The 20,428-nt window shown below is 68.6% G+C and carries 16 protein-coding genes; 5 read left to right on the top strand and 11 right to left on the bottom strand.

All coding sequences use genetic code 11. The features are described from left to right. The first annotated feature begins 123 nt into the window (after window positions 1–123). The 4 genes from ACEU5R_RS29250 to ACEU5R_RS29235 all read left to right on the top strand — a co-directional run bounded on the left by ACEU5R_RS29250 (window position 124) and on the right by ACEU5R_RS29235 (window position 3,734). Window positions 124–945 carry a ferritin-like domain-containing protein gene (locus ACEU5R_RS29250; RefSeq protein WP_392413292.1) on the top strand — a complete coding sequence of 274 codons (822 nt, stop codon included), beginning with the start codon at window positions 124–126 and terminating at the stop codon, window positions 943–945. 113 nt (window positions 946–1,058) lie between these two features. Then, the gene (locus tag ACEU5R_RS29245; RefSeq protein ID WP_233772857.1) at window positions 1,059–2,204 is read left to right on the top strand and encodes a lytic murein transglycosylase; all 1,146 of its coding nucleotides are present in this window, start codon (window positions 1,059–1,061) and stop codon (window positions 2,202–2,204) included. 111 nt (window positions 2,205–2,315) lie between these two features. After that, window positions 2,316–2,735, top strand: a complete 420-nt coding sequence (locus ACEU5R_RS29240; protein ID WP_103273264.1) for a YidB family protein — start codon at window positions 2,316–2,318, stop codon at window positions 2,733–2,735. Beyond that, window positions 2,736–3,734: a DUF4434 domain-containing protein gene (locus tag ACEU5R_RS29235; RefSeq protein ID WP_392413291.1), complete on the top strand. Its 999-nt coding sequence runs from the start codon at window positions 2,736–2,738 to the stop codon at window positions 3,732–3,734. It begins immediately after the preceding gene. Window positions 3,735–3,755: 21 nt separating this feature from the next. On the opposite strand, the gene ACEU5R_RS29230 is transcribed toward ACEU5R_RS29235, so the two are convergent. The 11 genes from ACEU5R_RS29230 to wecB are packed head-to-tail and all read right to left on the bottom strand — an operon-like array spanning window position 3,756 to window position 18,949. After that, complete coding sequence (locus ACEU5R_RS29230) at window positions 3,756–4,886, bottom strand: acyl-CoA dehydrogenase family protein (protein ID WP_392413290.1); 1,131 nt, start codon at window positions 4,884–4,886, stop codon at window positions 3,756–3,758. Between the two features lie 9 nt (window positions 4,887–4,895). Further along, complete coding sequence (locus tag ACEU5R_RS29225) at window positions 4,896–5,576, bottom strand: alginate O-acetyltransferase AlgF (RefSeq protein ID WP_392413288.1); 681 nt, start codon at window positions 5,574–5,576, stop codon at window positions 4,896–4,898. After that, window positions 5,573–7,048: an AMP-binding protein gene (locus ACEU5R_RS29220; RefSeq protein WP_103273267.1), complete on the bottom strand. Its 1,476-nt coding sequence runs from the start codon at window positions 7,046–7,048 to the stop codon at window positions 5,573–5,575. Before ACEU5R_RS29220 ends, ACEU5R_RS29225 begins: the two co-directional genes overlap by 4 nt. A 26-nt stretch (window positions 7,049–7,074) precedes the next feature. Further along, window positions 7,075–7,314 carry an acyl carrier protein gene (locus ACEU5R_RS29215; RefSeq protein ID WP_103273268.1) on the bottom strand — a complete coding sequence of 80 codons (240 nt, stop codon included), beginning with the start codon at window positions 7,312–7,314 and terminating at the stop codon, window positions 7,075–7,077. 25 nt (window positions 7,315–7,339) lie between these two features. Then, window positions 7,340–8,920 (bottom strand): MBOAT family protein, encoded by a 1,581-nt coding sequence (locus ACEU5R_RS29210; RefSeq protein WP_103273269.1) that lies wholly within the window; start codon window positions 8,918–8,920, stop codon window positions 7,340–7,342. Window positions 8,921–8,929: 9 nt separating this feature from the next. Next, window positions 8,930–10,030: a cell division protein FtsQ gene (locus ACEU5R_RS29205; RefSeq protein WP_392413286.1), complete on the bottom strand. Its 1,101-nt coding sequence runs from the start codon at window positions 10,028–10,030 to the stop codon at window positions 8,930–8,932. 4 nt (window positions 10,031–10,034) lie between these two features. After that, window positions 10,035–11,036, bottom strand: coding sequence for a twin-arginine translocation pathway signal (locus tag ACEU5R_RS29200; RefSeq protein ID WP_392413285.1), 1,002 nt, complete (start codon window positions 11,034–11,036; stop codon window positions 10,035–10,037). A gap of 26 nt (window positions 11,037–11,062) precedes the next feature. Next, window positions 11,063–13,828, bottom strand: a complete 2,766-nt coding sequence (locus ACEU5R_RS29195) for a tetratricopeptide repeat protein (protein WP_392413283.1) — start codon at window positions 13,826–13,828, stop codon at window positions 11,063–11,065. Then, a complete protein-coding gene (locus tag ACEU5R_RS29190) occupies window positions 13,825–15,522 on the bottom strand; it encodes a glycosyl transferase family protein (RefSeq protein ID WP_392413281.1) in 1,698 nt (565 codons plus the stop codon). Before ACEU5R_RS29190 ends, ACEU5R_RS29195 begins: the two co-directional genes overlap by 4 nt. Window positions 15,523–15,538: 16 nt before the next feature. Next, the gene (locus tag ACEU5R_RS29185; protein ID WP_392413279.1) at window positions 15,539–17,752 is read right to left on the bottom strand and encodes a cellulose biosynthesis cyclic di-GMP-binding regulatory protein BcsB; all 2,214 of its coding nucleotides are present in this window, start codon (window positions 17,750–17,752) and stop codon (window positions 15,539–15,541) included. 36 nt (window positions 17,753–17,788) lie between these two features. Next, window positions 17,789–18,949 (bottom strand): non-hydrolyzing UDP-N-acetylglucosamine 2-epimerase, encoded by a 1,161-nt coding sequence (gene wecB, locus ACEU5R_RS29180; RefSeq protein WP_103273274.1) that lies wholly within the window; start codon window positions 18,947–18,949, stop codon window positions 17,789–17,791. 413 nt (window positions 18,950–19,362) lie between these two features. On the opposite strand from wecB, the gene ACEU5R_RS29175 reads away from it, so the two are divergent. Beyond that, complete coding sequence (locus ACEU5R_RS29175; protein ID WP_392413277.1) at window positions 19,363–20,256, top strand: cation diffusion facilitator family transporter; 894 nt, start codon at window positions 19,363–19,365, stop codon at window positions 20,254–20,256. Window positions 20,257–20,428: the final 172 nt, after the last annotated feature.

Genomic DNA, 20,428 nt, shown 5'->3' with positions numbered 1-20,428 from the left:
TCTTTGTTGTATTATAAATGTGGCCGGGGGGCCCCCCCCCCCCCCCGCCGCCGCCCCGAGAGGCCGGCGGCCGAGACAGTCGCGGACGCCTCGTAGCGGGCGCCCGCCATCGGAATCCTGCATATGAACAGCAATACCCACCCGCCGGGCGTCGCCTGTCTGCGGGCCCAGGCCCTGCACGCGCTGGCGGTCGATGACTGGGCCGGCAAGCTGGCCGCCGTGCGCGCCATCGAAGACGCGCCCATCGTCGATACGGAACGTCGCCTGGAACCGACCCGCGCGCTGCCGGGCCGGCCGGCGCGCCCCGGGCTGGTGTCGCCGCAGCAGCTGCGGCATCGCTCGCCGGCCTCGCCCGAAGGGCGCGCAGCGCTGCTGCACGCGCTGGCGCATATCGAATTCAACGCGGTCAACCTGGCGCTGGACATCATCTGGCGTTTCGCCGGCATGCCGGCGGCGTTTTACCTGGACTGGCTGCGCGTGGCGCGCGAAGAGGCCTATCACTTCGAGCTGCTGAACCAGCGCCTGGCCAGCCTGGGCCATGTCTATGGCGATTTCCCCGCGCACAACGGCCTGTGGGACATGGCCGAGCGCACCCGTGGCGACCTGCTGGCGCGGCTGGCGCTGGTGCCGCGCACGCTGGAGGCGCGCGGGCTGGATGCCTCGCCCATGATCCGCGACAAATTGAACAGCGTCGGCGATGCCGAGAGCGCGGCAGTGTTGGATATCATCCTGGCCGACGAGATCGGCCATGTGGCGATCGGCAACCGCTGGTTCAAGCATCTGTGCGCGCAGCAGGGCAGGGACCCCGTGGCCTGCTACGCGGAACTGGCGCAATTGCACGGCGCGCCTCGCCTGCGCGGTCCGTTCAATCTGGAAGCGCGCCGCGCCGCCGGTTTCGACGAAACCGAACTGGCGGCTTTGCAGGCCGCTTCTCCAACCCTGTAATCATGAGATCCAACAGGATGAAACCCGCCCATCCCGTCACCCCCATCCCGTCGCGCTTCGCACGACCCCGCGCGCTGCTGCTGGCCGCCGCGCTGGCCGCTTCGCTGTCCGCCATGCCCGCCGTGGCGGCCGACAGCTTCGACGGCTGCCTGGCCCGGCTGCGCGCGCCGGCGCTGAAAACCGGCGTGTCGGCCGCCACCTTCGATACCCACACGGCGACGCTGGCGCCCGACATGAGCGTGCTGGATCTGCTGGATTTCCAGCCCGAGTTCCGCACGCCCATCTGGGACTACATGGCGGCGCTGGTCGATGACGAGCGCGTGACCGATGGCCAGGCGGGCATGGAGCGCTGGCGGGCGGATCTGCAGCGCGCCTCGGCCCGCTACGGCGTGGATCCGGCGGTCATCGCCGCCGTCTGGGGCGTGGAGAGCAACTACGGACAGACCCTGGGCGAGCGTTCCCTGCTGGTGTCGCTGTCGACCCTGTCCTGCTATGGCCGCCGGCAGGCGTATTTCCGGGGCGAGTTCTTCGCCACGCTCAAGATCATCCAGGACGAAGGCATCGCGCCCGAGAAGCTGCGGGGCTCCTGGGCCGGCGCTTTCGGCCAGACCCAGTTCATGCCGTCGACGTATCTGCGGTTGGCGGTGGACGGCGACGGCGACGGCCGTCGAGACCTGATAGACAGCGTGCCGGACGCGCTCGCATCCACCGCGAATTTCCTCAAGCACGCGGGCTGGAATGGCGGCATGGCCTGGGGTTACGAGGTCCGGCTGCCGGCGGGGTTCAATGCCGCCGGCGCGGGACGCAAGAACAAGCGCGCCCTGTCGCACTGGGCCGGCCAGGGCATCACGCGGGCCGACGGCCGGCCTTTGCCCGCCAGCGATGCCCAGGCGGCGCTGCTGCTGCCCGCCGGTCGCGGCGGCCCGGCATTCCTGGTGACGCGCAACTTCGACGCGCTCTATTCCTATAACGCGGCCGAAAGCTACGCGCTGGCGATCGCGCACCTGTCCGACCGGCTGCGCGGCGGCGGCCCGCTGGTCCAGGCCTGGCCGACTGATGATCCGGGGCTGTCGCGCGCCGAGCGGCGCGAATTGCAGACTCTGCTGATTGCCCGCGGCTATGACATTGGCGAGCCCGATGGCCTCATCGGCGCCCATACCCGGAATGCGCTGCAGAAGGCGCAGCGCGAACTGGGCCTGCCGGCCGATGGGCGGGCAGGCCAGAAGGTGTTGCGGGCCTTGCGCGGTGACGCCGGCTGAGCGGCAAAGGACAAGATTTGCAAATATAGGTTTCCGCGCGCGCCGCGCCCCTGGATTCCCGCAAGCCACGGCATATACTGGTTTTCCCCTCTTTTTTCCGGGAGCACGGCGATGAGCCTATTGGATACCTTGGCCTCGATGGCCGGCGGCGGCAACGGGCAGCAGGGCGGTAACGCCTCGCTCCTGCCCGCCCTGATCGAACACCTGAACCAGTACCCGGGCGGCCTGTCCGGCCTGATCGCCAGCTTCCAGAAGGGCGGTCTGGGCGAGATCGTGGCGTCGTGGGTGGGCAAGGGCGAGAACCTGCCCGTCAGCGCCGACCAGCTCGGCTCGGTGCTGGACCCCGGCGTGGTGCAGAGCCTGGCGGACAAGACCGGCCAGGACGCCAGCTCCGTGCTGGGCTCGCTGTCGACGATGCTGCCGCAACTGGTCGACAAGGCCACGCCCGACGGCACGGCGCAGCCCGGCCAGTCGTTCAACCCGACCGACCTGCTGGCTTCCCTGTCCGGCCTGTTCGGCAACCGCGGCTGAATGCCGCCGAGGCCGCGCTGCGTTCCCGCCGCGCCCGGCCGCCGGCGCCTGTTGCAGGCGCTGGCGCTGGGCGCGTTGTCGCCGCTGTCGGCGTGCGCGCCGCGCCGGCCGGTGCAAGGCACCTTCCTGCAGCTGTGGCGCAGCCACCTGGACCTGACGCCCGCGCAGTGGGCCGAGCGCATCGCCGCCTGCCGCCGCCTGGGCAGCCGCGAGATCTTCCTGCAATGGGTCGGCCTGGAAGGCGGCAGGCCCGACGACTGGATGGCGCCCGACGCCGTGCTGGGCCAGATCTTCGACGAGGCCGCGCGCCACGGCATGGGCGTGCACGTGGGACTGCCCTACGACCAGCGCTGGTGGAACGTGCTGGCCACACCCGATGACGAGGCGCTGGCGCGCTACCTGGACCTCACCCGCGAGCAGGGCCTGGCCTACATGCGGACCGCGCCCTGGTCCGCGCGCCGCAATTTTCGCGGCTGGTATCTGCCGTATGAACTGGAGCAGTACAACTGGGCGTCCGCGCCCCGCCAGGCGCTGCTGTGGCCGTGGCTGGACGCCTTTGCGCGCGCGGCCCTGGACAACAGCGGCCGCGCGCCCTGCATCTCGACATATTTCAGTCGCCTGGGCGGCAGCGGCACGCTGGAACAGCTGTGGCGCGGCATCCTGGACCATGCGCGCGTGCATCCCATGATCCAGGACGGCGTGGGCGTGGCGGGCCTGGACAACCTGAAGGCGCTGGAGCCGCTGCGCCGTTTGCTGTTGGCGCGCCATGCGCCGTTCGATCTGGTCATCGAACTGTTCGAGGAGCTGCCCTCGGGCAGCACGGATGGGTCCACCTTCAAGGCGCGCTCGGCCGATTTCGAGCGAGTGCGCAAGCAATGGCTGATCGCCGACAGCTACGGCGCGCAGCGCGTCGTGGCCTTCGCGCTGGATCCCTGGGTCATCGGCGACAGCCCCGAGGCGCGCGTGCTGCGGCAGGCCTGGATGCGGGCGCGCGCCTGATGCGTGTCGGCCGTCGCGGTTTCAGGCGAAGCCGCGGCCGATGATCTCCCGCATGATTTCGCTGGTGCCGCCGAACAGTCGCAGCGCGCGCGCATCGGACCAGGCGCGGCCGATGCCGTATTCCGCCATGTAGCCATAGCCGCCATACAGCTGCAGCAGCTCGTCCAGCGCCTTGCCCTGGATCTCGGTGGCGTTCAGCTTGGCGATGGCGGCGGTGGTGGCGTCGAGTTCACCCGCCATCAACCGCGCCAGGCAGTCGTCGAGGAAGACGCGCAGCATGACGCTTTGCGCGCGCGCGTTGGCCAGGATGAAGCGCGAATTCTGGTAGTCGATGACGCGGCGGCCGAAGACCTTGCGGCCACGGATGTATTCAGCGGTTTCCTCCAGCATGCCTTCCAGCGAGGCGGCTGCGCGCAGCGCGATGGCCAGGCGCTCGCGCGCCAGTTCGCGCGTCAGGTATTCGAAGGCCGCGTTTTCTTGTCCCAGCAGGCAGTCGGCGGGCAGGCGCAGGTCGTCGAAGAACAGTTCGCAGGTGTCCTGGCTGTGCTGGCCGATCTTGTCCAGCGGCGCGCCCTTGGTGTAGCCGGGCAGTCCGGCCTCGACGCAGAATAGCGACAGGCCGCGCGCGCCCAGGTCGGGCGCGGTGCTGGCCAGCACGATGGCCAAGCCGGCGTTCACGCCGTTGGTGATGAAGGTCTTCTGGCCGTTGAGCACGTAGTGGTCGCCGTCGCGCACGGCGCGGCTGCGGATCGCCTTCAGGTCGCTGCCGGCGCCGGGCTCGGTCAGCGCCAGCGCGCCGATCAGCTCGCCCCGCGTCATGGCAGGCAGCCAGCGCGCTTTCTGCGCCTCGGTGCCGAAGGCGTCCACGTAGGGCGCCACCATGTCCGAATGGATGGAAAAGCCGATGCCCAGATAGTTGGCGCGGGCCAGTTCCTCGATCACCACCGCCGCGTGTCCGAAGTCCCCGCCCAGGCCGTAGGGCTCGGGCAGGGCGCAGTTGAGCAGGCCTTCCTCGCCCGCGCGGCGCCAGAGTGAAGCCGGAGTGACGCCGGCCTTTTCCCAGGCGGCATAGTGTGGCGCGATCTCCTGCGCAATGAAGCGGCGGACCTGATCGCGGAACAGTTCGTGGTCGTCTCGGAATACGCGGCGCATGCCGCCTCCTTACTTGTTGCCGTAGGGATCGGTGGCGCTGACTTGACCCGTCAACGTCGGCACGGCGGCGGTGCCGCCGAGGAACAGGCTGTAATGATCGCCGGGCTGTAGCGCGGGCAGCGCCAGCTCGGCGCTGGCGGCCGCGCCGCAGGCGCCGGCCAGCGAAGCCCGCACGGGATTGATGGCGCGCGCGGCGGCGGTCTGCGGCTTGATATCGTCGAACAGCGTCGGGCCTTGCGGGCTGACCTTGAGCGCCGCGCCGGCGCAGCCGGGGATCAGGTTGTAGAAGCGCAGCTCGGCCTTGAGCGCGTCCTGCGCGCCGCCGCTGTCGTCGATGCGCGCCAGCGTGACCTTGCCGCCGTCGCGGCGCGCGACCAGGGTGGTGAAGCTGTCTGGCGCCACCTGCAAGGCGCCGGCGGGCTTGCCGTCCACCTGCACCTTGAATTCCTGGTCGCCCTTGACGATGGCGTAGGTGGTGGCGGGCTTGGACGGGCCGATGTCCTGGGCCGGGCCGCCGGCGACCTGGGCGCGCATGGGCGCGCTCTCGGGATTGACGATGCGCACGAAGGACGAGCCGGCGGGCGGCCGGGCGGCGTACAGCTGGGCGAAGGCGCCTTCGGCGCGGGCCGCGCCGGCGGCGGCCAGCGCCAGGCCCAGCGCCAGCAGGGTCGGGGAAAGACGAGGGATCATGCTTTGGGCTCCGGTTTCTTGCTCAGGCGCGCATCCAGGTACAGGCGTTCCAGCTGCTTGCGGTCGGCCTTGTCCGTGCTGGTGGTGGGGAAGGGGCTGCAGGACAGCAGCTCCGACGGGATCATGTAGGGCGGCAGGCGACGGCCCAGGGTGTCCTTCCAGGCCGCCAGCGCTTCGGGCAGCGGCTGCAGGCCGGCGGCTCCCGGCGTTGCCGGCTCGACGAAGCCGATCAACCGGACGATGGCGCCGTCCGGCCGGCGCAGCGCCACCGTGGCGCCGGCGCGCACGCCGGGCAGCGCCGCGATCGCGGCGTCGATCTCGGCCAGTTCGATGCGATAGCCGTGCAGCTTGATCTGGTCGTCGATGCGGCCACGGAACGTGATCAGGCCCTGGCCGTCGATCTCGCCCAGGTCGCCGCTGCGGTAGCCGCGCTTGCCGCCGCGCGTGAACATGCGCGAGGCGTTCAGGTCCGGCCGGTTCAGGTAGCCGCGCATGACATGGTCGCCGGCGATGCAGATCTCGCCCTGGTCGATGAAGACGTCGGCATAAGGCTTGGCGCGGCCGATGGGGAAGGGATTCGGCGCGGCCTGGCGCAGCGCGGCGTCGATCTCGACCCAGGTGGTCGAGCAGGTGGCTTCGGTCGGACCGTAGGAATTGATGATGCGCGCATCGGGGAAGCGCTGCCACAGTTCCTCGGCCAGCGCCGGCGAAAGCGACTCGGCGCCGAAGACGAAGACGCGCAGGCCAGGCAGGCTGGCGCCGTTGAAGTCCGGGTTGAACAGCTGCTGCCGCACGAAGGATGGCGTGGACGCCCAGACCGCGATGCCGGTGTCCGCCAGGTACTGCATGAAGGCGCCGCGCTCGGCGATGGTCTCGCGCGGGCACAGCACGCAGGCGCCGCCCAGTTCCAGCGCGCCGACCCAGTTGAACAGCGAGAAATCGAAGCTGAACAGCATCTGGTCCATGAACGCGGGTGCGGCGCCCAGGCTCAGGCAGTCACGGATCCAGCCCGCGAACAGCGTGACGCTTTCGCGCCCGATCTGCACGCCCTTGGGGTCGCCGGTGCTGCCGGACGTGAACATGATGTAGGCCAGTCCGGCCTCGCGCAGCGGCGCGGGGCTGGCGCTGCCCGGCTCGAAGGCCTGGGCCTGCGCGTCGTAGCGCAGGCCGGCGCGCACCAGCTCGCCGATGCGCTTGATGCGTTCGGGCGGATTGATCACGTCGACGGGCACGAAGGGCACGCGCAGCCGCAGGCAGCCCAGCATGGCGACCAGGAAGGCGGTTTCCTTGTGGCCGGAGATCACGATGGGCACGCCGGCGACGGCGCCGGCATTCAGCGCGGCCTGTTCCCAGGCCTGGACCGCCGCCTGCAGCGCATCCCAGCGCAGGACGCCACGGGCATCCACCACGGCGATTGCGTCGCGCGCCGAGCCGGTGTCGGCGAAATCGTAGGCCTTGAAATCGAAATGCATGCGCGGCTCCTTTGCAACAGCGGCGTTCAGGCGCCCTTGCGCTCCGCGATGAATGCGGCCAGGGTATGCACCGATTCCAGGTGCACGTCGATCTCGGTGGGTGGAATCTTGCAGCCGAACTCACGCTCCACCGCCAGCGCCACGTCGACCGCCGCCAGCGAATCCACCAGGCCGGACTCGATCAGCAAGGTGTCGGGATCGACCTGAGTCAGGATGACGTTCTCGATGAGCGTGGCCACTTTGGCTTCGATAGTCTTGATATCCATGCAATGCTCCGGGACCGCGTCGCGGTCAGAATTGGAAATAGAGAAACCGGGTTTCCTTGTGCAGGTTGACCAGGCAGAAGAACAGCAGGGCCAGCATCACGGCCAGCCAGCCCAGGGTGGGGCGCCAGCGCATCCACGGCGTGGCGGCCTCCTGTGGCTTGAACAGCGCGGGCGAGTAGCGGCCCAGGATCTGATGCGCGTTGGGCGTGAACCAGGCGATGCCCAGCAGGACGACCGCGTAGATCAGCTGCATATGATGCCCCAGCAGCATGCGCCAGGCGTCGCCCCAGGCCAGCCCGTCCACGCGCGCGGCCAGGTCCAGCGCCTCGACGCCGCGCATGCCGATCATGCCCTGCACCAGCAGCATCGCGTCGCCCACGCCATTCGCGCGGAAGAAGGCCTGCGCCACCAGCACGGCGACGAAGGTCAGCAGCACGCAGGCGGCGCGCTTGGTCGGGCCCATCTGGCGCGCGGCGGCCGGCTTGCGGCCGACGACGAAGATCCGCCAGGCGTGGTTCACCGACAGGTACATCGCGTGCAGCAGGCCGAACACCAGGAACTGGAAGCCGGCGCCGTGCCAGATGCCGGCCAGTCCCATCGTGTACACGGTGGGCAGGATGATGCTGCCGGCAAAGCCGCCCGGCGTGGCCACGCCCTGCGTGCCCACCGGCAGATTGCGCTCGGTGCGCCACTTCGACACCGCCATGGCCACCGGGTAGTAGAGATAGGCGGTCAGGTAGCGGGTCAGCGTCATGTGCCAGCGGGCCCAGAACTCGATGATGCTGCCGGCCTTGTACGGCGAATTGAAGTTCAGCGGGAAGCGGATGCCGAACATCTTGGCCAGGCCCAGCGCCATGTCCGAGTAGCCGGAGAAGTCGAAGTACAGCTGCAGCGCGTAGCACAGGCTGGCGCCCCAGGAGCCCCAGAACATCAGCTCGCCGGGCGCGGCGAAGCCGGCGTCGGCATAGGGCGCGATGCCGTCGGCCAGCAGCACTTTCTTGGCCAGTCCGATCACGAACAGCATCATGCCGACCGACAGGTTCTCGGCCTTGAAGCGGTAGTTCTCCGGCTGCGCGAACTGCGGCATCATCTCTTTATGATGCAGGATGGGGCCGGCGATCAGGTGCGGGAAGAAGGTCACGAACAGCACATAGCTGAGCAGGCTGCGTTCCTTGACCACGCCGGCCTTGCAGTCGAGCAGGTAGCCGATCTGCGTGAACGTGAAGAACGAGATGCCCAGCGGCAGGATCACCGAATCGGCGGTCGCGCTGCTCATGCCCAGGTCGTTCAGAAAGCCCAGCAGCGCGGCGAAATACTTGTAATGGAACAGCAGCGCCAGGTCGGCGCCCACGCCCAGTCCGGTGATCAGGCCCTGCAGGCGCGGCCGGCCCTCGCTATGCAGGATCAGCTGGCTCACCGCATAGTTGAAGGCGATGGAGCCGGCCAGCAGCACCACGAACTGCGGGTTCCACCAGCCGTAGAACACGATGGATGTCAGGCACAGCCAAAGCGCCGCCAGGCGCAGGTTGAGCGGCCCCACGGCGTAATACACGGCCAGCGTGATGGGCAGGAAGACCAGCAGGAACAGATAGGAATTGAATAGCATCGCGGTTCGTCAGGGCGGGGGCAGGCTGTCCAGCACGGACCTTTCGTCATCGGTGAGCGGCAGCGACAGCGCCATTTCCGAAAACTCCCAGACCACCAGTTTCAGGCTTTTGGGCCATTGTTCACGCTGTTTCAGCGCCAGCAGCAGCGCGCCGGAGAACTGTCCGCCGTCCAGGCTCAGGTTCCAGATTTCGCGGCCCAGTCCCATGCCCAGCCGTTCGGCGAAGTGGCTGCGGCGGCCGTTGGAGCTGCCGGCCAGCAGCACTTCGACAGGCGGCGCTTCGTCCAGCAGGCCGCCGCTGCGCAGCGGTTCGATCTGCTGCGGGGCGACGCGCTCCAGCTCCGGACGCCAACCCATGCGCGCGTGTTCCAGGCCGGCCAGCACGATCAGATCGCCCATGCGCGGCGCCGGCGCGCCCGGCGCGTCGACACGGAAAGCCTGCTGGCCGACGCCGCCCAGCAGCGGCAGCGCGGCGTCGGCCACGCGTCGCGCGGCGGCTTGCGCGCCTTGCGCGTTCATGTGCACGTCGGTGCGAAAGAACATGGGTTCGGCCGCGCCGGACAGGGCGGGGCGCAGATCGACGAAGGGCACGCCCTGCGCCTGCAGCGCCCGTTGCCAGTCGTCCAGCACGCGTCGCATGGGTTGCGAGGCGGGCAGGCCGCAAAGCCGGTCGGCCTCGATGCGCGATTTGTCGGGCACCGCGACCACCAGCAGTTGCACCTGCCGCTGACGCAACTGATCGGCCCAGTGCCGCATCAGGCGCACGCGCTCGTCGAACACATGCACGCCGGGCCGGGGGCGCAGGCCGTCGCGGTAGAACAGCCAGCCGGGGCAGCCCATGGCGACCTGATCGCCCAGGTCTCCCAGCAGGCGATAGCGCAGCGATGCGTTCCAGGTATTGAGCGTGTCCTGCGCGGGCAGGCGCAGCGCGCGGTTCAGCGCGCCCCCGGCCGAGCCGTCCAGCCAGGCCGCCGGCGCCACGTCGGCCGGCTTGAGGCCGGCGTCGGCCAGTCGCCAGAGGCCCCAACCCAGGCCGAGCGCGAGCAGCAGGCCGGCGACGATGGCGTTGCGGCCATGCCCGGCGGTTTGCGGCTTGTCCGCTGATGCCACGACCTTACTTCCCGATGGCCGCTTGCATGCGGCCGCGCCAGGCGTCGGCGCTCATGATGGAGGCGTTGTCCCACAGGCCCTTGGCGTCGGGGCCCTGCGCGTAGGTCGGTTCGAACATCTGCCACACCAGCACCTGCGGCTTGTTCTGCTTGAACGCCGGCGACTCCAGGTATTCCAGCAGCATGATCCAGTGGCCGACGTTGCCGGGCTTCCAGTTCACGGATACCGGGCGGTCGAGCGCGTTGGACAGTTTTTGCGGAAAGCCGAAGTAGGGCTGCACCATGCTGTGGCCGGTGACGTGGACCGGGGCCGGGGCATCGTCCAGCAGGCTCTGGTTCTCGGCCTGGCGGCGCACGGTGAAGGTCTCGCGTCCGGCCTGCTTGCGCTGCTCGGGCGAGAGGAACAGTTCGGCCAGATCGCCGTAACGGCGTTCGTTGAACACGCTGCCCAGCGTCAGACCGGTGCCGGGCTTGCCGGCCAAGGTCTTCACGTCCTGCCTGATGCGTTGCGCCAGCGCGTCGGCGGTGGCGTCGGCGGCGGCCTGCGTCCAGTGCTGGTCCGTGCGGTAGAACACGTCCTGTCCGCCGTCCTTCAGGCGCCGCAGCACGGCCTCGTCGTCGAAGGTCGCGATGCCCGCGGCCTTGAGCTTGTCCTGGATGGTCTGGTAGCGCCGCTTCACCTCGGGGCTGAGCGCCTTTCCATCGGGCAGCTTGTCCTGGTAGAACAGCGTCTTGTCCGGCAGCACCAGCACTTCGAGCTGGATGCCCTTGGCCGCCAGCGCGTCGCGAGTCTCGCGCACCAGTTGCGTGGATGCGTCGATGCCGCGCGTGTCGACCTGGGTCAGGCTGCCCCAACCGGGGAACAGCCAGTTGTCCTTGCCTTGGATCACGATGGACGAGCCTTGCTGCGCGTGCGCGGCGCTGGCGGACAGGGCAAGCGTGGCCGCCGCCGCGCCTGCGGCCAGTCGATGCAGGATCTTGGAGGGGGAGGAGGAGAAAAGGGTCATGCGTGCTCCTTGCAATGGGGGCGGGTTCAGTACGACAGGGTCAGGTTGATGAACAGGCCTTTCGCCCGGTCGGCGGCGCCCCCGCCGATATTGAATCGATATTGCGTCGTCAGGTCCAGATAGGACCGTGGCGCGTTGTAGTGGTCTTCGCGGAACCAGTAGCGCAGGTTGAAGCCGGGGCCCGCGCCCAGGGACCAGGATTTGCCGTTGCCCAGCAGGTCGTAGGAATCCTGGCCGTCGATGTTCAGGCCGGACACGCGGTTGCGGTTCCACAGCCAGTCCGCCGCCACCACCGCGTAGGGGAAGAACACCAGTCGGTCGCTGATGGCGTCCACGCGGTAGCTGCGGCCCACGCGCAGTTCGCCGGCGCCGAAGGCCTGGTCGCGTTTGAGCTTGCCCGAGCTTTCCGCGCTGTCCTTGCCCGAGTTGTTGTCGCGTAGCCAGAAGCGGGCGGGCATGTCTTGCCAGGAGTAGCCGGCCTGCACATAGCCTTCCATGGTGAACCAGTCGGGGCGGTCGATGCGCAGGCTGGTGCCTTCGTACATGCCATAGGTGACATAGGCCAGCCAGCCGCCGCTGCCGGCGTCCGTCTTGTAGTGGGCGGTCTGATTGCCGGTGTTCAGTGCGCAGCGCAGTTCGTCGGGCCGTGGCGTGAACGTGCCCTGCCGCGTGGCGCTGCCCAGGTTGAACTGGCGTTCCAGGCCGAAGGTCAGGCCGACCTCGGTGGACGGCGTGAAGCGCATGCCCAGCGAGCCCACGGTGGTCGGAAGGCCGGAAATGCCGTTGTTGGATGTTTCGTCCACCTGGATATTGCCGCCGCCGCAAGGGTTCGACACGGTCTGGCTGGCGGTCTTGCCGCCGTTGTTGTACAGCGTGTTGGACAGGCGGCCGTACAGCTCGAAGGTGCGCGTGGACGAGTTCAGGAAATCGGAGGGACGCCAGAAGATCTCGGCCGTGCTGAACACCGCGTCGCCGGGCACCGTGATGGCCGCGCCGCCCAGGCCGGACGAGGCCGGCCGCGCGCCCCGGTAGCCGGTCGAGATGTAGCCGCCCCACTCGCGCGACAGGCCGGCGATGCTGCTGCGGGTATCGAAGCGCTGCTGCGGGGTCAGGTCGAGCTTGCCGGCGTCGTCCTGGTCGATGGCTTCCTTGAGCCGGTCCACCGCGCCGCGCTTGTCGCCCACGCCGGACAGCGCATAGCCTTCGTCGAGGATGGCGGTGGGCGGGGCCTTGCCCGTGGCGCGCGCGGCCTGGAAGTCGCGCAGCGCCTCGCGGGGCTGGCGCATGCGCTGGTGCAGATAGCCGCGCTGCATCAACAGCGTCGGATCGTCGGGCTGGGCCGCCAGGGCCTCGCTCATGCGCTGGTTGGCCTCGGCCATCTGCGCCGCGTTGCCGGCGGCCAGCGTGGTGGTCAGCAGCCGCTGCAGGTCCTTGCTGTCCGGATCCTGTTGCGCGGCCTTGCGGGCCTGCGTGATGGCTTCCTGGTAGTCCTGGCGCGCATAGGCGGCATAGGCCAGCGAGGCCGGCCCGCCGCTGCCCGCCGCGTCCGAGGGCAGCAGCTCGCAGGACGTGCCGTAGGGCGTGTCGCGGCAGTCCTGGACCGGCGCGGGATAGTTGGCCAGCGTCAGCGTGGCGGGCACGGCGGGGCGGGAGCGGGCGCGCTTGACACGATCGGCGCCGGCCTCGTCCTTGGCGCCCAGCGGTTCCACCAGGGCCAGCGCGCGGGAGCTCTGGCCCCCGGCCAGCGCGGCATCTGCGGCGATCAGGCGCACATTGCGCCGTTGGCTGTCGTCCAGCCATTCCTGCTTGAGCGCGGCGTCGAAGTCGGCGTCGGCTTCCTCGGTCTTGCCCTGGCGCTGGCGCAGATAGCCGCGCATGACCAGGGCCACGGTGTTTTCGTCGTCCTGCCTGAGCGCGTCGGTGGCCGCGTCCTCGGCGGCCGCGAGCTGGCCGTCCAGCATCAGCGCGGTCATCAGCAGCAGGCGGTGGCTGGCGGTGTCGGGCGCCAGCGCCACGGCTTGCCGCGCCAGCGGGACGGCGTCGCCAGGCCGGTTGGCGATCAGCGCCTGATAACCCTGTTCCGCCGGCTTGACCGCCATGCGCCGCTTCATGGTGGCGCGACGCGCGGCCAGATCGCTCTGGTTCGGCGCGCCCAGCGTCATCGCCTGGTTGGCGGCCGTTTCGGCTTCGGCGTACTTGCCCTGGGCTTCCAGCGCGTCCAGCCACAGCATGGCCCAGGCGCCCTGCTTGGGATCGATGCGGAAAGCCTGCTCGGCGCCGCGCTGGGCGGCGGGGTAGTTGCCGCTGTTGTAGTCCGCGTAGGCGCGCGTGGCGATGGGGAAGCCGCGGCGGTAGGCGCTGGTCGTGGCCGGCGCGCCCCCGGCGGGGCGGGCGCCGGCCGGACGCGCATTGGCCGCCGGGGCGGCGGGCGTCGCCGGACGCAGATTGGCGCGCGCCTGCCGCAGCGCGGGCGTGTCCAGGCCGCTCTTGACGGCATCGTCGGCGGCCCGTTCGGCCTCGTCCAGCTTGCCCTGCTTCTGCAGCGCGTAGATCAGCAACAGGCGCAGGCGTTCGACGTCCGGGCGCAGTGCGATCGCCGATTCGGCCTGCTGCTGCGCCTGCGCGTAGCGGCCGGCGTCGTAGAGCCTGTAGCCCTCGTTGGCGAATTGCCAGGCGGCGCCTTCCAGCGGCGCCTCGGCGGCGCGCGCGGCCTGCTGGGCGGCGGCGGGCGTGCCAGTCCACAGGCAGGCGAGCGCGGCGGACAGGACTAGCGTGCGGGTCAGGGGCGTCATGGGGTGGCGGGTTTGTCGTCGGTGGTCGGGGCCGCGGCTTGCGCCTGCGAACCCTGTTGGAAATCGATGGCTTCCTTGAGCGTGCCGGCGTCCAGCCAGCCCTGTTCGAGCAGGATGGCGCCCAGCGGTTTCTTGTCGCGCGCCTGGATCTCCAGCGCCTGCGCCAGCTTGTCCTCGTCGATGGCCTGCCACGACAGCAGCAGTTCGCCCAGGCGCTGGCGCTGCTGCGCCAGTTGGTCGGTGGACGGGAAGTCGTGCATGGTCTTGTCCCAGGCCAGCCGCTTGCCCGTGATCAGATGGCCGATGAACAGTTTCCACGCGCGCGCCGCCGCCATGGCGTTGATGAAGTTGCCGACGATCATGCGCGGAATGGACAGCACGGCGTGTTCCCAGCCGTACATATTGCCCACGAAATACATGCGCTGGAGCACGCGCAGCAGCAGGGCGACGGCGTTGAGCCACATCAGCGTCACCAGCCAGCCGCCGGGGCGGAAGTACGAGGGGTAGTACACGGTCCACCAGCCGAAACGGTCGGCCAGATAGAACAGGAAGAAGTTCGCCAGCAGCAGATAGGCCAGGATGGCGATGAACGACGTGACCAGGCCCTTGCGATCGCGGAACAGCAGGTAGCGGGTGGCGAACGATCCGGTCCAGCCCACTTGCTGCCAGCCTTGCAGGCCGATGCCCAGCGTCCAGCGCGCCTTCTGCCGGTAGGCGGTGCGGAAGGTGTTGGGAAAGTACTCGCGCACGCCCAGCGGCATGGACAGCGTGGTGACTTTTTCCGGGCCCAGTCCGAACCAGGAGCGCCGGCGCGTCACATACTCGACCGGGAATTTGCCGAAGATCTGGCGCATGCCCCGCTGCGCCAGACGCGCGCCGATGTCGTAGTCCTCGGTCAGCGTGTCCGTGTTGAAGGGCTGGTTGTTGGTCTCTGCCGCCAGCTCCATCAGCGCGCGCCGCGAGAAACAGGTGCCCACGCCCGCCGACGGCACCATCTTGGACAGGCTTTCGCGGACCACCAGGTCCTTGGTGTGCCATTCCGCGAACTCGTCCATGTAAGTGCCGGCGACGAGCTCGTGCCACTCGCGCTCCAGCGAGGTCACGGGCAATTGGATGAAGTCGATGCGCGGCAGCAGGTAGTTGTAGTACTTCAGTTCCAGCGGGTGCAGCACGTCTTCGCTGTCGTGCAGGATGACGCCGGCGAAGGGCTCGGGCTGCTTTTCGTTCTGCGCGAAGATGGCCTGCACGATCCAGTTCAGGCAATCGGCCTTGCAGGTGGGGCCGTCGTGCGGCACCTCGACGCGCACCAGCTGGCGGTAGCGCCGACGCATGCGCTCGACTTCCTTGATCGTGCGCTCGTCGTTCTGGTTGGTGCCGGCGAAGATCATGTAGTTCTTGTACTCGAGCGTGGACACCATGGTCTCGAGCATGGATGCGATCACGTCGTACTCCAGCCAAGCCGGCACCATGATGGCCAGGGGCTGCTCCTCCTTGGCGCGCAGCTGCGCCGCCGTGAGCCGGGCATAGCGCCGGTCCTCGACGAGCCTGCGGCGCAGCGCCCGCACCCAGAACCAGCCGTCGATGAACAGATCATCCAGGCTGGACAGCAGGATGATGATGCCGACGACGGCGGTCACGATTTCCAGGCCACGGTAGTAGTCCGCCGCCAGATAGGGCCAGTAGAGCGTAGACATGGCGCGTCTGCCGGCCTTAACCGTTGCCCTTGTTCTTGCGGCGGGTGACGCGCAGCGCCAGGATCAGCACCAGCACCAGCACCAGCAGGCCGAAGCTCAACGCCGGCACGCTCCACGAGATATAGCGGCGCCATTCGAAGAAGGCGCTTTCCCCGGCGCCGGGCGGCTTGCTGGCATCCGGGTTGGTGCTGTCGATCCAGGCCACCGGACCGTTGGCGGCGATCACGGCGATGTCGCCGCGGTTAAGCACGAAGGGCGTATCGAGCTTGCCGCTCTGCGGGCCCAGCGCGTGCCATAGCACGCCGTCCTGTCCGCCCGAGCTGACCACTTCGGCCGTGCTCAAACCGCTCAGGCCGGAAATGTCCAGCCAGGTGGCGGACCTGCCCGCGACCTGCAGCTGTTTCTGGTCGCTGACCCGGACCTTGGGCTTGGCGCCCTCCAGGGGCAATTCCATGGCGAGGAAGGTGCGCGCGGGCTTGGCGGCCTGGCCGGCCGGCGACACTGCGAGTTCGGCGCGCGTGGCGGACACGCCACTGGCCGTCGCGATGCCGATCAGTTGCTTGAGGCTGGTGGGCGCATTGGCCAGGTAGCTGTCGGGAACCAGGACCTGCGGATTGCCCGCCAGCAGGGGCAGCAGGCCGGTGAACGTGCCGTCGGGCTGGGGCTGGCCCGGCTTGACATGGCTGGTCGGCAGCACGCTGACGGGATAGCCCTGCGGGATTTCGTTGCAGTCCACCGAGACGGGCTGGCGCTGCACGCTGACGCGCACGGCGTTGTTTACGCCCAGCGCGTAGCCGGGCACGCGCGCCGTCAGGCGTTCCGGACGGCCGTCGGCGTCGAGCTGCTTGGCGCCCAGCAATATCCCGTTCCAGAATACCGAGGCCACCGGCCGGGTGGACGAGGCGCCGGGCGCGGCGGCCAGGTCGATGACCAGTTCGTCCGGCATGCGGCCGTCGGAGGACACGGAGGCCAGCGGGAAGTTGACGTTCCAGTCGCCGCGCGCGACCACGTCGAAGCTGTCGGGCGCGCCGCCCAGCGCGCTCAGGCGCACGCCATCGCCCTGGAAGGACTGGGGCGGCGTGGCGGTCTGCACCTGTACCTGGCGCGACACCAGGATGCGGCGCCACGCCGCATTGAACACGCCCGCCGCCTGCGCGCCGGCGTCCGGCGCCACCGCGATCACGGACAGACGGCCCATCGGCGCGAGGCGGACTTCCTTGGCGGCCATGTCGGCGCCGGCCAGCGGCGCGCGTGCCTGGCGCCAGGACTTGAACGCGTCTGCGGCGTCCGGGTCCGAGGCCAGTTCGGTCTGCAGCGCATCGAGCGCCGCATTGAGCTTGGCGCGCAGCGCCGGGCTGGCGATCACGACGTCGCCGGTGACGGCTGGCGCGCCCAGCACCAGCAGCGCGCCGATCTCCGCGGCCGAGGCCAGCTTGTGCCGCTCTTTGCCCGCCACGGCGGCGAACACGGGCGCCTGCGCGAGGCCCGCGGGAACCTGCAGGGCGCGCGTGTCGATCTCGTCGCCGACGGCGGGGAAGGCCTTGACGTCGACGCGCTTGCCGGCGCGTTGCATCGCCACGCCCATGCGCCAGGCGCTGTCGTAGGCTTGCTGGTCGAGCTTGGTGTCGGACACCAGCAGCACCGGCTTGCCGGGCAGCGTGCTCCAGGCATCGTCCAGGTTGCCGATCGCCGAGGCGTCGTAGCGGTAGCTCAGGCGCGTCTGCGGAGAAATCGTCAGCGCGTTGGCGGTGGCGCGGTTGCTTTCACAGCGGCGCAGCGCGATCTCCGACTGCCAGTCCACGCCCAGCCGCAGGAAGCCCGTGCTGCGCAGGCGCTGTTCCAGTGGCAGGTTGCGCAGGACGGGGCCGTTGCCGTCGGCGATGTTCTGCGCCGCCAGCGGCACGCCGTCGGCCCACAGGACCAGGTTGGTGCGGCCCGGTTCATCCTTGGTGTAGCGCGCATCGAAGTTGAGCGTGGCGTCGGCGATGGGAACGCCGCGCGGCACGGGCAGGTAGAAGTCCTGGTGCGCATCGCTGTTGCTCAGCACCACGGGCTCGCTGATGCCCAGGTCCGCCAGTGAGGTATCGCGCGTGATCCAGTCATCGCTCTGCAGGCGCCGCAAGGCGTCGCCCGCGGGGCTTGCCACGGCGGCCATGGGCAGTGCAAGGCCCGCCGCGATCAAGGCGCGGCGCAGGTGGGAGGCGATGGGAGGGAACGTGTTTCTATGCATGGGGGCTCCTGGCCGAAGAGGGCGAGGCGTGGAGGCTCAGGCCGGCTGGCTGGCGGCCGGGCCGTAAGGGTCGAATTCGGATACCGGGCGGCCGCAAAGCGCATCGACGATGCGCCGGCTGGCGTGGCCGTCTCCGTAGGGATTGATGCGGCGGGAGAAGGACGCGTGCAGCGCCGGATCGTCCAGCAGGCGGTTCACTTCCGTGACGATGCGTTGCGTATCGGTGCCGACCAGGGCCACGGTGCCGGCCTGCACGGCCTCGGGCCGCTCGGTGACGTCGCGCATCACCAGCACCGGCTTGCCGAGATAGGGCGCTTCTTCCTGAACGCCGCCGGAGTCGGTGAGGATCAGGTGCGACTGCTGCATGAACCAGACGAAATCCAGGTAGTCCAGCGGATCGATCAGGTGGACGCGTTCCAGGTTGCCCAGGTCGGTCATGACCACGGAGCGGACCTGCGGGTTCAGGTGCACGGGATAGACGATCTGCAGGTCATCGCGCCTGGCCAATTCGGCCAGCGCGGCACAGATGTTCTTGAAGCCGTCGCCGAAGCTCTCGCGACGATGGCCGGTGACCAGCAGCAGCCGGCGCGTCGGATCCAGCCACTGGTAGCGCTGCGCCAGCGTTGCGGCCAGCGCGCCGCCCGGCGCGAGCTTGGCGCAGGTCATGGCCAGCGCGTCGATCACCGTGTTGCCGGTGACCGTGATACGGCCGGGCAGGTGCTCGCGCAGCAGGTTCGCGCGCGATTCGGCGGTGGGCGCGAACAGCCAGTCGCCCACGGCGTCGACCACGCGGCGGTTCATCTCTTCGGGAAACGGCATGGCCAGGTTGCCGGTGCGCAGCCCCGCCTCGACGTGGCCGATGCGCACGCGCCGGTGGAAGGCCGCGAGCGCGCAGGCCGACGCGGTGCTGGTGTCTCCATGCACCAAGACGCAGTCCGGCTGTTCGCGTTCGAGCACCTCGTCCACGCGGCTGATGAGCCGGGCGTACAAGCCGTTGAGCGTCTGGTTGGGCACCATGATGTCCAGGTCGTGCTGGGCATGCAGGTCGAATAGCGCCAGCACCTGGTCCAGCATCTGGCGATGCTGACCCGTGACGCAGACCACGCTTTGGATCGCGGACTCGTCGCGCAGGGCGGCGACCAGGGGCGCCATCTTGATGGCCTCGGGACGGGTGCCGAATATGGAAAGTACTTTCATAAGCATGGGTATTTCCCTCGCCTGGTGTATTTCCTAGCCTATATTATGTAATGAAAATATTCGTAATACGTGACGTATTATTAATTTTGTGCATTTGAAAGCGAGCCCCCACCTTGAATTGTTTGTATAGGCGTTAATTCGCTATTTTGAATGAAAATGGGGTCGCATTGGTTTCAAATTGCTTTCAGTTACCCGTAATTTTCGATTCTTGTAGATTGAATCACGGAATTTTCGTGCGATTTTGCTGATCCATGCCATTTCCAAATCTTGCAGAGTATGAATTTTGAGTGTGGGTGCATCAGGGCGCCGATCATCCGGTTCCGCGCCCAGGCAGATTGACGCTCAGCGCTTGACATTGAAGTAACTTTAGGCTTTGTCATGTGCCACATCTGCCCCAGATGCCAAGGACGAACATGAGCGACAGCCACCAACACGCCGAAGTGCGCGCCTTGCCGGAATCCCGGCTGTGGCTGGCTTTCGGACTCACCGGCACCTACATGGTGGCGGAGATCATCGGCGGCCTGGTGACAGGCAGCCTGGCGCTGATCTCCGACGCCATGCACATGATGACCGACGCGATCGCGCTGCTGCTGGCGCTGATCGCGATCCGAGCCGGACGCAAGGCCGCCGATTTGCTGCGCACCTACGGCTACGCGCGCTTCGAGATTCTGGCGGCGGCCGTGAACGCGCTGGTGCTGCTGGGCGTGGCGTTCTACATCCTCTACGAAGCCTATCGCCGCCTGTCCGCGCCGCAGGACATCCAGTCCCTGGGCATGATGGTGGTGGCTATCGGTGGTCTGATCATCAACCTGGTCTCGATGCGGCTCCTCGCCAGCGCGAAGGACGACAGCCTCAACGTGAAAGGCGCCTACCTGGAAGTGTGGGCCGACATGCTGGGTTCGGTGGCTGTGATCGTCGGCGCCATCATCATCTGGCTCACGGGCTGGCGCTGGGTGGATTCGGCGCTTGCCGTGGCGATCGGTTTCATGGTCTTCCCACGCACTTGGGTGCTGCTGCGCGAATGCGTCAACCTGCTGCTGGAGGGCGTGCCGGCGGGCATGAGCCTGGATGCGGTGCGCGACGAAATCGCGGGCGTGGAAGGTGTGGCGACGGTCCACGACCTGCATCTGTGGGCCATTACGCAAAGCCAGCCCATGCTGACGGCGCACGTGGTGCTTGCCGGCGGCGCAGACGGGGAAAGCGTCAGGCGCGCCATCGAGGCGCGCCTGCATGAACGCTACGATCTGCACCACACCACGCTGCAGATGGAGCGCGAAGACCGCAGCGTCCACGAAGCGGGGCACTGAGCGGGTGGCGCGTTGTCGCCGCTTGGGCGCTGCCACGGTTTATTGTCGTCGCCCTGGCTGTTGCTGAGTGGACGGCAGGTTCACAGGATGGCTGCGCCCGGCGGACGAAAAAGGAAAAGGGCGGATCGGTTGCCCGTCCGCCCTTCGCCGTTACAGCGTGATGCTTGCTAAT

This window comes from Achromobacter sp. 413638, assembly GCF_043119405.1.
Lineage (GTDB): Bacteria > Pseudomonadota > Gammaproteobacteria > Burkholderiales > Burkholderiaceae_B > Achromobacter.
This window is presented reverse-complemented; position numbering and strand designations above follow the sequence as displayed.